The 14171-nt window shown below is 60.0% G+C and carries 15 protein-coding genes and 1 pseudogene; 9 read left to right on the top strand and 7 right to left on the bottom strand.

Translation table 11 applies throughout. From position 1 onward, the window contains the following. The first annotated feature begins 4 nt into the window (after positions 1–4). Entirely contained in the window at positions 5–646 is a 642-nt protein-coding gene (locus AB3226_RS10790) for a pseudouridine synthase (RefSeq protein WP_367373064.1), read from the top strand. Here the strand turns inward: AB3226_RS10790 and AB3226_RS10785 are convergent. Further along, positions 641–850 carry a DUF2788 domain-containing protein gene (locus AB3226_RS10785; protein WP_007894445.1) on the bottom strand — a complete coding sequence of 70 codons (210 nt, stop codon included), beginning with the start codon at positions 848–850 and terminating at the stop codon, positions 641–643. The genes AB3226_RS10790 and AB3226_RS10785 overlap by 6 nt on opposite strands. A 211-nt stretch (positions 851–1061) precedes the next feature. Continuing rightward, a complete protein-coding gene (locus AB3226_RS10780) occupies positions 1062–1541 on the bottom strand; it encodes an Lrp/AsnC family transcriptional regulator (RefSeq protein ID WP_007894448.1) in 480 nt (159 codons plus the stop codon). A gap of 436 nt (positions 1542–1977) precedes the next feature. Here AB3226_RS10780 and AB3226_RS10775 point away from each other — a divergent pair, with 436 nt between their 5' ends. Then, the gene (locus AB3226_RS10775; protein ID WP_367373063.1) at positions 1978–2976 is read left to right on the top strand and encodes a DUF6515 family protein; all 999 of its coding nucleotides are present in this window, start codon (positions 1978–1980) and stop codon (positions 2974–2976) included. On the opposite strand, the gene AB3226_RS10770 is transcribed toward AB3226_RS10775, so the two are convergent. Then, complete coding sequence (locus tag AB3226_RS10770; protein WP_367373062.1) at positions 2970–3866, bottom strand: cation diffusion facilitator family transporter; 897 nt, start codon at positions 3864–3866, stop codon at positions 2970–2972. The two genes, AB3226_RS10775 and AB3226_RS10770, sit on opposite strands and share 7 nt — an antisense overlap. Before the next feature lie 41 nt (positions 3867–3907). Then, complete coding sequence (locus AB3226_RS10765) at positions 3908–4327, bottom strand: hypothetical protein (RefSeq protein ID WP_008012643.1); 420 nt, start codon at positions 4325–4327, stop codon at positions 3908–3910. Positions 4328–4424: 97 nt separating this feature from the next. On the opposite strand from AB3226_RS10765, the gene hrpB reads away from it, so the two are divergent. Continuing rightward, positions 4425–6941, top strand: a complete 2517-nt coding sequence (hrpB, locus tag AB3226_RS10760) for an ATP-dependent helicase HrpB (protein ID WP_367373061.1) — start codon at positions 4425–4427, stop codon at positions 6939–6941. A 162-nt stretch (positions 6942–7103) separates the two neighbouring features. Here hrpB and AB3226_RS10755 read toward each other — a convergent pair whose 3' ends face one another. Together AB3226_RS10755 and AB3226_RS10750 are read right to left on the bottom strand one after the other, a co-directional pair. Then, entirely contained in the window at positions 7104–8186 is a 1083-nt protein-coding gene (locus AB3226_RS10755; RefSeq protein ID WP_367373060.1) for an endonuclease/exonuclease/phosphatase family protein, read from the bottom strand. 83 nt (positions 8187–8269) lie between these two features. Next, a complete protein-coding gene (locus tag AB3226_RS10750; RefSeq protein WP_367373059.1) occupies positions 8270–8944 on the bottom strand; it encodes a YciC family protein in 675 nt (224 codons plus the stop codon). A 177-nt stretch (positions 8945–9121) separates the two neighbouring features. Between AB3226_RS10750 and AB3226_RS10745 the strand changes: the two genes are divergently transcribed. From AB3226_RS10745 to AB3226_RS10725, 5 genes and pseudogenes are all read left to right on the top strand, one after another. Then, entirely contained in the window at positions 9122–9901 is a 780-nt protein-coding gene (locus tag AB3226_RS10745; RefSeq protein WP_367373058.1) for a DUF2076 domain-containing protein, read from the top strand. Positions 9902–10116: 215 nt separating this feature from the next. Continuing rightward, positions 10117–10596, top strand: a complete 480-nt coding sequence (locus AB3226_RS10740; RefSeq protein ID WP_367373057.1) for an NYN domain-containing protein — start codon at positions 10117–10119, stop codon at positions 10594–10596. 22 nt (positions 10597–10618) lie between these two features. Next, positions 10619–11230 carry a PolC-type DNA polymerase III gene (locus tag AB3226_RS10735; protein ID WP_038981417.1) on the top strand — a complete coding sequence of 204 codons (612 nt, stop codon included), beginning with the start codon at positions 10619–10621 and terminating at the stop codon, positions 11228–11230. 469 nt (positions 11231–11699) lie between these two features. Beyond that, positions 11700–12215 carry a Bro-N domain-containing protein gene (locus AB3226_RS10730; RefSeq protein ID WP_367373056.1) on the top strand — a complete coding sequence of 172 codons (516 nt, stop codon included), beginning with the start codon at positions 11700–11702 and terminating at the stop codon, positions 12213–12215. A gap of 64 nt (positions 12216–12279) precedes the next feature. Continuing rightward, positions 12280–12459: pseudogene (locus AB3226_RS10725) on the top strand (3'-5' exonuclease); the annotation flags it as partial. Between the two features lie 121 nt (positions 12460–12580). Here AB3226_RS10725 and AB3226_RS10720 read toward each other — a convergent pair. Continuing rightward, positions 12581–13036: an Lrp/AsnC family transcriptional regulator gene (locus AB3226_RS10720; RefSeq protein ID WP_367373055.1), complete on the bottom strand. Its 456-nt coding sequence runs from the start codon at positions 13034–13036 to the stop codon at positions 12581–12583. Positions 13037–13199: 163 nt separating this feature from the next. Here AB3226_RS10720 and yedA point away from each other — a divergent pair, with 163 nt between their 5' ends. Beyond that, positions 13200–14126, top strand: coding sequence for a drug/metabolite exporter YedA (gene yedA, locus AB3226_RS10715; protein ID WP_367373054.1), 927 nt, complete (start codon positions 13200–13202; stop codon positions 14124–14126). Positions 14127–14171: the final 45 nt, after the last annotated feature.

The following is a 14171-nucleotide window of genomic DNA, read 5'->3' as shown; positions in this document are numbered from 1 at the left end:
TCCCATGTCTCGTCCTCCACGTCCCGTTTCCCGCCGCCCTGGCGTGAAGCCTGCGCCATCCTCTTCAGCCCCGCGCCGTGTCGCCAAAGCGCCGCCGGCCGAGCCGAAGCTGATTCTGTTCAACAAACCGTTCGATGTGCTGACGCAATTCAGCGACGGCGAAGGGCGGGCGACGCTCAAGGACTTCATCGAGATTCCGGGGATTTACCCGGCAGGGCGGCTGGACCGCGACAGTGAAGGCCTGCTGCTGCTGACCAACGACGGCCAGCTTCAGGCGCGAATTGCCGACCCGAAACACAAACTGGCCAAGACTTACTGGGTACAAGTGGAAGGCGAACCAAGCGCCGAGCAGTTGCAGCGCTTGCGCGATGGCGTCGAGCTGAACGACGGCATGACGCTGCCGGCCGAAGCGCGACAACTGGACGAGCCTGAGCTGTGGCCGCGCAACCCGCCCGTGCGCTTTCGTAAAAGCGTGCCGACCAGTTGGCTGGAACTGGTGATTCGCGAAGGCCGCAACCGTCAGGTACGACGCATGACCGCGGCGGTCGGCTTGCCGACGTTGCGTCTGGTGCGGGTCAGGATCGGAGACTGGTCGATCGAAGGGCTCGATCAGGGCCAGTGGAAGGAAGTGCCGGCGCGCTTATAGAGTGCCGGATTCGATCAGGCCGATGACCACACTTTTGATCACGAATGCGGCCACACCCAGCCCCAGTACGAAGAACAGAATGAACGAGCCGAAGCGCCCGGCCTTGGATTTTTTCGCCAGATCCCAGACGATGAAACCCATGAAAATGATCAGGATGCTGACCAGTCCAGTCATCATCCACTCTTCGAGTACTGCAGGATCCATTGAACATCTCCAGCGTGGGTGGGGCTAAAAGGCGCTGGAGTATACGCCATGGTGGATTGGCGGGGCATTGACCTGCGGCAGTGTGTCGCGGCTATTCGTCGCCTGTGGTGGCCCCTTCGCGGGCAAGCCCGCTCCCACAGGTTTTGTGTCGGTCACAATATTGCGGTCAATACAAAACCTTGTGGGAGCGGGCTTGCCCGCGATGGCGTCATCAGCTACGAAGATGAGTCAACGGCAGTTCAGTGCTGTTGAGCACCTGATTCAACACAAAACTCGACCGCACACTCGTCACCCCTTCAATCCGGGTCAGATGCCCCAGCAGCAGTTTCTGATAGTGGTCCATGTCCGGCACTACCACTTTGAGCTGATAGTCCGCATCCATCCCCGTCACCAGGCTGCATTCCAGCACTTGCGGCAAGGTGCGAATGGCGGCTTCGAAGTTCTCGAAACGCTCGGGGGTATGACGGTCCATGCCGATCAGCACGTAGGCGGTCAGGCTCAGGCCGAGCATCTTGCGGTCCAGCAGGGCGACCTGACGGGTGATGTAACCGTCGTCTTCCAGTTGCTTGACCCGCCGCGAGCAAGGCGAAGGCGACAGGCCGATGCGTTCGGCCAACTCCTGATTGGAGATGCGCGCGTCGCGCTGTAATTCCGCCAAAATGCTCAAGTCGTATCGGTCGAGTTTGCTCATCAATCAGGCCTTTGTCATAACTATTGCGGAGGATTATCTATCCTGAGTTAAAAATTGCGCAAGTGATGTTTGTTTGAGCAATCTTCGCAATCCTCTGTCGTCGCTCCGGGCCTATTCTTATCACCAGAATCACTGCTCGGACAAACAGTCCAATGCGGCTCGCCCAATCAGGCCAGCTGCGGCCGCCACCCCCACCGGGGATGTGTCGGCCCCCGAGCTACACACTGTCCAGAAGACGGCGTGAGGTGAGCCGACGTCATAAGCGTCGAGCACGGACGAAGTTCTCAAAGGGAGGCCGACGGGTCTCCCTTTTTTCTTGCCCGCAATTTCTCCCCAGCCCTCAATAAATAAGTTGCGCGACTGATAACCTGTCACAGAACCCGGCCTGCACTTTCCCAGTCTTACGTACAGGCCCTAACCCGCAGTGAGGAAAAGCATGAAGTCGCGCATCTGGCGTTTGACCGGTGTTGGTTTGCTGTGTGTGAGTGTCACTGCGCAATCGCTGGCCGATGAGCCGCAATATCGTGGTCCCGATAGCGGGGAGCGTGGGGCGGATCATCAGGGCAAAGGTCAGGGTCATGACGGTAACAATCAGCCTCGCCAGCAGAGCAACGAAATCATTCGTGGCGACAACAGCCGCAAGTTCGAGCTCCACGACCAGAATCAGGGCGGCCAGCGTCAGAACCGTGTACAGCACGACTCCAATGTTCAGGAGCGAGCGCCGCAACAACCCAGTAACAATCTGCCGATTCAGGGCCGGCCCGACACCGTGCGCCAGACCCAGGAACCCCGGCGTGGCTACTATCAGGACGAACCGCGGCGCAACAATGACAACCGGAATTGGCAGACTGGCGGTAAGGGCTCACGTCATGATGACCGTAGTTGGCCCGGTCGCCCGGATGGGCACGGCAATGGCTGGGGTTCGGGCCCGCAATATCGCCCAGGGCATGTGATCGATCGCTTCCCGGACCGCAACTTCCGCGTGCCGTATCGTGGGCAGGATTATTTTTATTCCGGCGGTTACTGGTATCGCCCGCAAGGCCCGCGTTACGTGGTGGTTCAGCCGCCTCGCGGGATTCGGGTCAGCTACTTGCCCGATTACGCGCGTGAAGTGTGGATCGGCGGCGCGCTGTTGTTCCTGGCGGCCGGCGCGTATTACGTCTATCAGGAGAGCACTCGGGATTACGTCGTGGTCGAACCACCGGTGCAGCCGCAACCGGTGGGCAGTGGTTATGACGTGGTGGCGTATCCAGCCAACGGCCAGTCGCCAGAGGAGGTCAGTCGGGACGGTTACGAGTGTTATCGCTGGGCCGTGGAGCAGAGCGGTTTCGATCCGCGCGCCGTCACCTATCAACCGGATCCGTCGGTGGTGCAAGTCTACCGACAGGCCCAAGGCAACTGCCTGAGCAGTCGCGGTTATCAGGTGAGTTACTGAGCCCTGGCGGCGTTCACCACTTCCTGCGGGTCGGCGTGCACCAGCACTTCGGCTCGCGGATAGGCGGTGTGAATCGCATCGGCGGCTTGATCGCTGATGCCGTGGGCGACTGACAGCGTCAGCTCCCCCGGCAATTCCAGATGCAACTGCACGAACCACTGGTTACCGGAAATCCGCGTGCGCAAGTCGTGAGCGCCCAAAACCCCCGGTACGCTGCAAGCCAGTTCAAGCATGTGCTGGCTGACATCCGGCGGCAGCTCTTCATCCATCAGCACCGCAAAACTTTCCCGGGCGATATGAATGGCGCTCCAGAGGATGTAGGCGGCGATCCCCAATCCGAACCAAGGGTCGACTTGATACCAGCCAAACCCGGCCAGCACCAGCGCCACCAAAATGCTGCCGTTGAGCAGCAGGTCCGAGCGGTAATGCAAGGAGTCGGCACTCACGGCGTTGGAACCGGTTGCCTTGATCACCCGATGCTGCAACATCAGCAGGGCCACGGTCAGGGCGAGGGAAAACACAATCACCCCGATACTGAGCCACGCTGCGCCTATCGGCTCCGGATGTTTCAACCGTTCGATCGCCTGCAAGGCAATCAGCACCGCACTGCCGCCAATGAACAGAGCCTGAGCCATGCCCGCCAATGATTCGGCCTTGCCATGCCCGTAACGATGATCGTCGTCGGCCGGGCGCAAGGCGTAATGCACGGCCAGCAGATTGAGCAGCGAGCTGACGCCGTCGAGTGCCGAGTCGGTCAGCCCGGCGAGCATGCTCACCGAACCGCTCAGCCACCAGGCGATGGCTTTGGCGACCATCAACGTGCACGCCACCGCCACCGAGGCGCGCGTAGCCAACCGCAGCAGGCGGGCGTGTTCGGTACTGGTGGTCATAGGTACGGCGTTTCCTTTAAGTGTCCCTTCGAACGCATGAATTATGCGGCCGGTTGCAGGCCGAACATGGCCAATTGCTGGGCACTGCCCTTGTGCTGGATCAGGCGTGGATCGTCCAGTGGGAAGCTGCGGCCCAGTTCACTTTCCAGAATAGTCTGCAACTTGTGGTTATCGACTTTGCCGTCGGCACCGATGGCTTCCTTGAGTTTTTCCGGAGCCACCTGAGCAGTCCGGCCGGGTTCGAAGTAAATGGCACCTGTGGCGAAGTCCACCGCAAAGGCGATCAGCCCGGGGATGATGTAGAACAGCAGACCCACGGCATCCAGCGCGGCGATGGCCGGGTCGATCTTGCCATCGATCTGACCGCGACGATCCGGGTAGAAAATCGAGCCGCAGGCCGTTACCTGGGTCAGCAAGGTCGCGACCAATACACCGCCGATCAAGCGAAAGGGAGCACGCATGTGAAATCTCCTGGGTTATCTGGAAACGAAGCATCGTCGATATGAATTAGGACCGCGCTGAACGCCGTTATACTCGCCGCTCTGTTTGGGAGCCAGCATGATTTCTTTGCCGATTGATGAAGTTTTACCTGCCCTGCGTGAAGCCCTCGCTACACGCCACGAAGCCGTGCTCGAAGCACCGCCCGGCGCCGGTAAAACTACCCGAGTGCCCTTGGCCTTGCTCGATGAGCCGTGGCTGGCCGGGCAGACCATTCTGATGCTCGAACCACGCCGCTTGGCCGCGCGGGCGGCGGCGGAGCGGTTGGCCAGTGAACTGGGTGAGAAGGTCGGCGAAACTGTTGGCTACCGGATTCGTCTCGACAGCAAAGTCGGCCCCAATACCCGTATCGAAGTGGTTACCGAAGGCATCCTCACCCGGCGCTTGCAGGATGACCCTGCGCTGGAAGGCGTGGGCTTGCTGATTTTCGATGAGTTCCACGAACGCAGCCTCGACGCCGACCTGGCGTTGGCCCTGAGTCTCAATGGCCGGGAGCTGTTTCGTGACGATCAGCCACTGAAAATTCTGTTGATGTCGGCAACCCTGGAAGGTGAACGCCTGGCCGGGTTGCTCGATGATGCGCCGATCCTGCGCAGCGAAGGTCGCATGTACCCGGTGGCGATGCGTTGGGGCCGACCGTTTCAGTCCGGTGAATTTATCGAGCCAAGGGTGGTGCAGACCATCCTCGACGCGCTGAACGATGAGGCCGGTAGCTTGCTGGTGTTCCTGCCGGGGCAGGCCGAGATTCGTCGGGTGCATCAGCAATTGGTCGATGCGCTGGGCGAGGGCACGTCTGTGTTGCTTTGCCCATTGCACGGCGAACTGGATCTGGCGGCGCAACGCGCGGCGATTGATCCGGCGCCCGCCGGAAAACGCAAAGTGGTGTTGGCCACCAACATCGCCGAGACCAGCCTGACCATCAACGGTGTGCGCGTGGTGATCGATGCCGGGCTGGCGCGTGTGCCGCGTTTCGATCCCGGCAGTGGCATGACCCGCCTCGACACCCAACGCATTTCCAAAGCGAGTGCCACGCAGCGCGCGGGTCGGGCCGGGCGCCTGGAGCCCGGCGTGTGTTATCGCCTGTGGTCGCAGGATCAGCACGAGCAACTGGCGGCCTACGCCAGTGCGGAAATTCTCTCGGCGGATCTTGCCGGGCTGGCCTTGCAACTGGGGCGTTGGGGCGTGACGCCGAGTCAATTGGTTTGGCTGGACATCCCGCCCGCCGCAGCTTATGCGCAGGCTCAGGATTTGCTTGAACGTTTGGGCGCGCTGGAAGGCGAAGCGCTGACCCGTCATGGTCAGGCGATGGCTGAACTGCCGGCTCACCCTCGCATCGCGCATCTGCTGTTACGCGGTCAGGCGCTCGGCTTGGCGGACATGGCCTGTGATGTCGCGGCCTTGCTCGGCGAGCGAGATATTTTGCGTGGTGCCGGGGCCGATCTGCATAGCCGATTGGTGCTGTTGTCCGGCGAAGAGCGGGCTGCACGCGGTGCGCAGGGCGGTGTTCAGCGTGCCCGGCAGCTGGCGCGGCAGTATCGCGGCTACCTGCGAGGAAAAGCGTCGGAGCCGGTCAGCGATCCGGATCATCCGCGCTGGCTTGGCGCGTTGCTGGCGTTGGCTTATCCCGATCGAGTCGCCCAACAGCGGCGGGCCGGTGGCGCTGAATATCGATTGGCGAATGGTCGAGCGGCGCTGTTCGCAGAAGCCGACAGTTTGATGAAACAACCTTGGCTGGTGATTGCCGATCTTGGTAGTCGCCAAGGCCAGCGTGAAGAACGGATTTATCTGGCGACGGATTTCGATCCAGCGTTGTTCGATTCAGTGCTGGCCGAGCAGGTGCGTTGCGTCGATCAACTGGATTGGGATGAGCGCGAAGGCGTGCTGCGGGCCGAGCGTCAGCGCAAGGTCGGCGAATTGATTCTTAGCCGTGAGCCGCTGACCGGGCTCGATGAAAACGCTCGCAGTCAGGCGCTGGTGAACTTGGCGCGGCGCAAAGGTCTGGAGCTGTTGCCCTGGACGCCAGAGCTGCGTCAGTGGCAGGCGCGGGTTGCGTTGTTGCGCCAGTTGGATCTCGCTGGTAAAGGCGTGAGCGAATGGCCGGATGTCAGCGACGCTGCATTGCTCAAAAGCCTCGAACACTGGCTGATGCCGTATCTGGGCAAAGTCTCGCGACTCAGTCACTTCGCCAATCTGGACTTGTCGAGCATCGTCCATAACTTGTTGCCGTGGCCCCTGCCGCAACGGCTGGATGAGCTGGCGCCGCATCATTTGAGCGTGCCATCGGGTTCATCGATTCGTCTGGATTACAGCGAGCAGCCGCCGATTCTGGCGGTGCGTTTGCAGGAGCTGTTCGGCCTGGCCGAGACGCCGCGCATTGCTGGGGGCCGGCAAGTGGTGAAACTGCATCTGCTGTCCCCGGCGCGGCGACCGGTGCAGGTGACTCAGGATCTTGCGAACTTCTGGCGCAGTACGTATGCCGAGGTGAAAAAGGATTTGAAGGGTAGATACCCGAAGCACTACTGGCCAGACGATCCGCTGGTGGCCGAGGCGACGGCGCGGATCAAACCTCGTAAATAGTACAAATGTGGTGAGTTCACTTTCTGTGGCGAGGGAGCTTGCTCCCGTTGGGCTGCGAAGCGGCCCAAAATCCTGTCACCTCTTTTCTTCAGATGTACCTGGTCAGCTGGTTTACGACTGCTGCGCAGCCGAGCGGGAGCAAGCTCCCTCGCCACAGTTGACCTATAGCGCGGCCGGCAACAGAAACCGTGCAATCACCGGCAAATGATCGGAAATCCGCAACGTATCGTCCTGCCTCACCCTCGCCTCAACTCGTTTGATGTGCGGGCTATAAAACAGGTAATCGACGGTCCGGTCCGGGCCGTTCAAGCCCGGGTCATTCGGGTAATGGGTCAGCCATTGCGCCCGGTCGATCCCGCTGGCTTCGTTGTTGGTGGGGATCAACGGGTACTTGTCCCACAGCACATGCAGCGCGCTGTCGGCGGAGTAGGGCGTGCGTTGCTCGGCGGGCAGGCGTCGATACTGGCCCAGCGGCAACAGGTTGAAGTCACCACCGATCAACCACGGCGTGCCGCGGCTTTCATACTTGTCGAGGACCTTGGCCACGGCAGTCACCTGGCTTTGCAAGGTTTCGTCGAACGGGCTGGCGGCACGGTCCAGATGGGTGTTGAACACGGCCATTTGGCTGCCGTTATTCAATGGCAGGTGAGTGACCAGCAAGGCGTTTTTCGGCTTGAACTGACGGCTGATGAAATTGGTCGGTGCGACGGGTAATTGCAGGCGTTCGGCGTGTTCGATCTGATAGCGGCTCAGGGTTGCCAATTGCCGGCCAACGCTGCCGTAGATGTGCGGTTCAGGCACGAAGTCGGCTTTCCAGTCGAAGGCCTGCGCGCTGCACGGATACAGGTCGGTGACTCGATCCTGAAGCAGTTTGAACTGGTTCTGGTAGTCACTGGCTTTGGCGCCGTCATCAAGTTCCTGCAACAGCACGATGTCTGGTTGCTCGTCGCGAATCACTCGCGCCACTTCGTCGAGGCTGAAGGCCATGTCTTCAGGTGTAGGGCTCTCGTCATTCCCTGCGGCCAGATCGTTCCAGAACACGTAGCGCTTGCCTGCCAGGTACTGGACGTTCCAGGTCATCACCTTCAGCGCCTGGCCGGGCACCAGCGTCGGCGCCTGGGCGTTGCAACTGACTGGCAGCACTTCCTTGGCCTGGGGGCGCCAGGTCAGGCTGTAGATCAGCAATGCAATCAGGCCAATGGCAATCAGCACGCACAGCAGGGTGTAGCGCAGTAGTCGGGTCATGGCTCGGCTTATAGCGTTACAAAATTGACCCCGAGCATAACCGAGAGCAGCGCCCAAGCCCAAGGGTAGAGCGCTCAGAGCGCTCAGAGCGCTCCGTCAGCTTTCTCGGGCGCATCGGCGATCAGCATGAACAAGCGGAACACCACCACGCTGGTGAACAGTTGCAGAAAGCTGTGAGCGCTGTCGATCAGCAGAGATATCACCGGGTTCTGCGGTTCGGGGTAAACCGCCAGTGTCGCCCCCTTGAGCACCCACAGCGGGCCCATCACGCACAGAATGCACACCAGAATGCGCAGGAAATTCCCACGGGTCAGGCGCAGGCTTTCCTTCATCGCCGCCAGCGGTGCCAGGCCGCGCAGCACCAGCAGGTACTCGCCGAACGCCAGTGTCACCATCAGCCAGATGCCCGGCAGAAAATACAGTGACAGGCCGATCAGAATCAGCAGTGTATTGAGGGCGGTCAGCAGGGCGAAGCGCGGCCACAGGGTCGCGGAGGTCGCCAGCAAGTCGCGGGTGCGCGGCGATTCGCCACGGCTGCGGGCATCGAGAAACAGGATCAGTGCGGCGGTGTACAGCGGATACACCAGCAGGCCGACCAATACACTGATGCCGGGGAAACTGTCCGGCTCGGTGGAATGGTCGACTACTTGTTGCAGCAGCGCCTCGAAAATCACCAGCGGCAGGCATAGCTGCACGATCTGGCGCAGGTTGCGCTTGAAGAAATACAGAGAGTCACGCAGTACATCGAACGGATTCATCAGTCGGTATCGCAGGTTGAAAGCAGTGCCTCACTTTAACCGATGAAACCCTTTGGGGCGCAAACGTAAACGTTCGGTAAAGGTTATTGAAACATCCTGTATCAGCCCCATTACTGGTGAGCACCTTATCCACCGTGGATGAGGGCAACGATATTCCCGGCAATCTACGAGGTCGCCATGAACAGCGAAGAACAAACCCTGATCGATGGACTGTATTCCCGGCTGCAACAGGCCGAAACGGATTCAGCCCCGCGCGACGCCCAGGCCGAAGCGCGGATCAAGGAACACCTGACTCGCCAGCCAGCGGCGGGCTATTTCATGACCCAGGCGATTCTGGTGCAAGAGGCAGCCATCAAGAGCCTCGACGAACAGAACAAGCAACTCACCCAACAAGTCCAGCAATTGCAGGCTGAACTGCAATCGGCCAAGGCTCAGACGGCGGCTCCGGCGCCGAGCGGCGGTGGCTTTTTGTCGAGCATCTTCGGTGGTAGCTCCCGTGATCCGCAGCCTGCGCCGACTCAAAGCGCAGCTCCGTCGAATGGCGGCTGGCGTGAACCGGGGCGGCCGTCGTTCAACTCGCAGCCGCCACAGCAAAATTTCGGTGCGCCGGCTGCTCAGCAGAACTTCGGAGCGCCGCCTCAGCAGAACTACACCCCGCAACAACCGGTCGGCAGTGGTTTCCTCGGCGGTGCGTTGAAAACTGCAGCGGGTGTGGCCGGTGGCGTGATGCTGGCGCAAGGCATCAGCAGCCTGTTCCAGCACAATCAGCAGCCGGAAGTGGTTGAAGTCATCAAGGAAGAACCGGCTCAGGTCAACGATCAGAGCGACAGCGGCAATGGCTGGGGCGGCGATCAGCGTGTGGCTGACAATTCCAGCGATCAAGGCGGATTCGCCGACGCCGACTATAGCGATGACAGCTCATCGTTCTTCGGTGGCGACGACGATTCCTTCGTCTGATACATCTGTGGCGAGGGAGCTTGCTCCCGCTGGACTGCATAGCGGGCCCCTTGGGTTTTAAAGCAAGCGGGCCGCTGCGCACCCCAGCGGGAGCAAGCTCCCTCACCATATGGCCGATTATTCGCGGAACAATCCATCGGGCTGGCATACTGGGCAACTTTTCGGGCCTGGTGCCTGATCCTGCCCGCGCTTCGGCACGTTAATGAGGATGTACGGTGAAAAAAATCGCAGTGTTCGCCGATGTCCAGAACCTCTATTACACCGTGCGTCAGGCTTATGGTTGCCACTTCAACTACGCCGCGCTGTGGGCTGACATCAGTAAAGAAGGGCAGATCGTCGAGGCCTATGCCTATGCGATCGATCGTGGCGACAGCAAGCAACAGCAGTTTCAGCAGATCCTGCGCAATCTCGGTTTCATCGTGAAGCTCAAGCCCTACATCCAGCGCAGCGACGGTTCGGCCAAAGGCGACTGGGACGTGGGCATCACCCTCGACATCATGGACGCCGCCGACCATGTCGACGAAGTGGTGCTGGCCTCCGGCGATGGTGATTTCGACATGCTGCTGGAACGCATCATCAGCAAGCACGGCGTGCAAGCGGTGGCCTATGGTGTGCCCGGTCTCACCGCCAATTCGCTGATCCGCGCCGCCAGCCGTTATGTGCCGATCGAAGGCGCGTTGCTGCTCAAGAATTGATTTTTACGGAGTTGAAACAGGTTTGGAACGCATAGCAGTCATCGACTTTGAAACCACCGGGCTCTCCCCGAGCAGCAGCTGCCGGGCCACGGAAATTGCCGTGGTGATTCTTGAACAGGGGCGCATCGTCGAGCGTTATCAAAGCCTGATGAACGCTGGCGTGCGGGTGCCGGCCTTTATCGAACAACTCACCGGCATCAGCAACGCCATGCTGCGCACCGCGCCCTCGGCCGAGCAGGTGATGAACGAGGTCAACGAGTTCGTCGGCATCACACCGCTGCTGGCGCACAACGCTGCGTTCGACCAGAAGTTCTGGGACTACGAGCTCGGACGAATCAAACGCACACGCTTGCAGAACTTTGCCTGCTCACTGTTACTCGCCCGCCGCCTGATGCCCGCCGCGCCGGACCACAAACTCGGCACCCTCACCACGTTCGCCAGCCTGCCCAATACCGGCAAGGCTCACCGGGCCATGGCCGATGCCGAAATGGCCGCCAACCTGACGGCGCACTTGGCTGAAGAATTGCGGCGCAAGCATGGGCTGCGGGAGTTGTCCCATGATCTGCTCGTCAGTTTGCAGAAAGTGCCGGCGGCGAAGATCAATGAGCATTTGAAGCGGCATCGTGGGTTCTGACTGAAACACCGGTGAACCCCTGTGGAAGTGAGCCTGCTCGCGAAGGCGGAGTGTCAGTCGACATCAATGTTGAATGGTAAATAGCTTCGCGAGCAGGCTCGCTCCCACAGGGTCGGTGTCTGACGTTGTTCTTGTGTTTAACCACGCCTCAAATTCGATGATTACTCCTACCAAATATTAGGAATTTGTCCGTCTTGCCCCGTACCTGCAGCATCGATAACCTCTGGGACGTCGCTGCCAATTCAGCGACCGGGCCTGCAAGCTCGTCGAGGTTTGGTAGATAACTACAGTCGCACCTATAATCGCGTCGCTTTACTTGGCGACCATCGATTTATGGTGGCTGTGTACGGGGTGACCTTCGGGTCTGCCGGGGTTATCTATCGACTCGGTCTTGCAGACTCGTACACAGCTGCCACCCATCACCTGCAAGTGATGCTGGTATCTCCAACTTTTCGATGGATTATTCGCCATGATCAAAGTTACCCCCAATCCCTCTGAAGACCCCGCGCAATCAGTTGCGAGCGCAGCTCACTTCATCCCCAGAACATTCATCCGTCATCACATCCAGCTACGAGCACTTTTGCTGCATGCAGAGCCATGGTTCTGTGCCCGCGATATCGGCCGGTTGATGGGAGTAGATATAAACGGCAGACAAGCGCTCAAGCTTGATGCGGATCAGCGGCGGGTGATGAGTTTGTCCGGAAGCGATGACGCGCAAGAGACCTTGATGCTCAGCGAGTCAGGCGTGTACGCGATGCTGGTCTACCACTACTGCCCGGAAAACCGCCATTTGCGACGTTGGTTGACCCACCATGTGGTGCCGATGTTGCGCGAGGAGGCGGGAGCCGTTTCGACTCAAGCACCGCATATGCGGGCGATGGAGTGGGCCGGTGGAACGCTGCGGCTGCTGCATTGGCGCAAAGAACCTTGGGTGCGCCTGCGGGATATGCCGGGTTTGTTGTCTGCAAGTTACAGCGGCGTCTGACAATTCGCTTCGCGGGCAAGCCCGCTCCCACAGGGATGGTGTAATTTCTGTGGGGCGGGTTATCGGCAAGGCTCACCGGGCCATGGCCGATGCCGAAATGGCCGCCAACCTGACGGCGCACTTGGCTGAAGAATTGCGGCGCAAGCATGGGCTGCGGGAGTTGTCCCATGATCTGCTCGTCAGTTTGCAGAAAGTGCCGGCGGCGAAGATCAATGAGCATTTGAAGCGGCATCGTGGGTTTTAAGACCCACTACAAATCCTGTGGGAGCGGGCTTGCCCGCGATGAGGCCATCAACATTCAACATCTTTGTTGACTGACAGTCCGCTATCGCGGGCAAGCCCGCTCCCACAGGAGCCGTACAACATCACGATTTGCCATTCCCTTCCAACTGCCCCAACGGCACGCGCTTCTCGATGGCGCTGGATAGCACGATCGAGGTCTTGCTGAACCCGAAGGTGGCAATCCGGTTGATCAACTCCTCCAGCTCCGGCATCGAGCCCACCGCCGCTTGCATGATCACGCACGGGTCGCCGGTGACGCGATGGCATTCGGTGAGCTGTGGGATTTTGATCAGTTCGTCGTAAGCTTTCTGGTTGCCGTGCTGGTTCAAGCGCAGTTCGATGACGCACTGTATCGGCAGGCCAAGTTTCGCCATGTCGACTTTCGCCTGGTAGCCGGTGATCACCCCGCAGGCCTCAAGTTTGGCCACGCGCTCGGCCACCGCTGGAGCGGACAGGTTTACCTTGCGCGCCAGCTCGGCGTAGGACGCACGACCGTTTTCCAACAGGGCGCTGAGGAGCATGCGGTCGTATTTGTCCATCATGGCATTCCTGGAAAAAGACTGACTTTCGAAAGCACGGTTTATAGCGCTGAACTCCGTGTTTTGAAAAGTGTACCGGTGCGATAAACAGGTTTTGTAACTTATTTTCTGCCGTTGGCCTTTCTAGAATAGCTGCTCTCCTTGTCTTGTTCTCGAGCTGCCCATGCCTGGCATACGCCGTTTTTCCTTACCGCTGATCGCTGCTTTTTTCGCGCTGTACGTGATTTGGGGATCGACCTACCTGGTGATTCGAATTGGCGTGCAGTACTGGCCGCCGTTGTTGCTCGCCGGTATTCGCTTCGTGATCGCCGGGACGTTGATGTACGCGTTCCTGCGCTGGCGCGGGGCACCGGCACCGACGTGGGCGCAATGGAAAGCTGCGGGGATCATCGGGATTTTGCTGCTGACGTGCGGTAACGGTGCAGTGAGCGTGGCTGAACACACCGGTGTCGCCTCCGGCGTTGCCGCGTTGGCGGTGGCGACGGTGCCACTGTTTACCTTGCTCTGCGGATATTTCTGGGGCGCGCGTAATACCCGTCTCGAATGGGCCGGGATTGTGCTCGGGCTGATCGGTATCGCCATGCTCAACCTCGGTTTCAATCTGCAATCGAGCCCGTTGGGTGCGGCATTGCTGATATTCGCGGCAGCATCCTGGGCTTTCGGTTCGGTGTGGAGCAAACACTTGCCGTTGCCTCAGGGCGCGATGGCCAGTGCGGTGGAAATGCTGGTGGGCGGCGTGGTGTTGTTGATCGGCAGCGCGGTGAGCGGTGAGCAACTTGAGGCCATGCCACCGATCGAAGGCTGGGCGGCGCTGGCGTACCTGACCGTCTTCGGCTCGATCATCGCCTTCAACGCCTACATGTACCTGTTGAAACACGTGCGTCCGGCGGCGGCCACCAGTTATGCCTACGTCAACCCGGCGGTGGCGGTGTTGCTGGGCATCGTATTTGTTGGCGAGACCATTGGTATTGAAGAAGCACTGGCCATGACAGTGATCATCAGTGCGGTGGTGTTGATCGGGTTGCCGCAGTGGCGCCGAGGTGCCGATCGGCCTGCGGTAGTTGTGCCGACAGAATCCCGAGCGAATTAGGGTAAACTGCGCGCCATTGCACACTCGTTTTGCACAACCGCGCTG

This window comes from Pseudomonas lini, assembly GCF_964063345.1.
GTDB classification, from domain to species: domain Bacteria; phylum Pseudomonadota; class Gammaproteobacteria; order Pseudomonadales; family Pseudomonadaceae; genus Aquipseudomonas; species Aquipseudomonas lini_B.
Note: the sequence above shows the minus strand (reverse complement) of the source record. Positions and strands in the feature narration are given on the sequence as shown.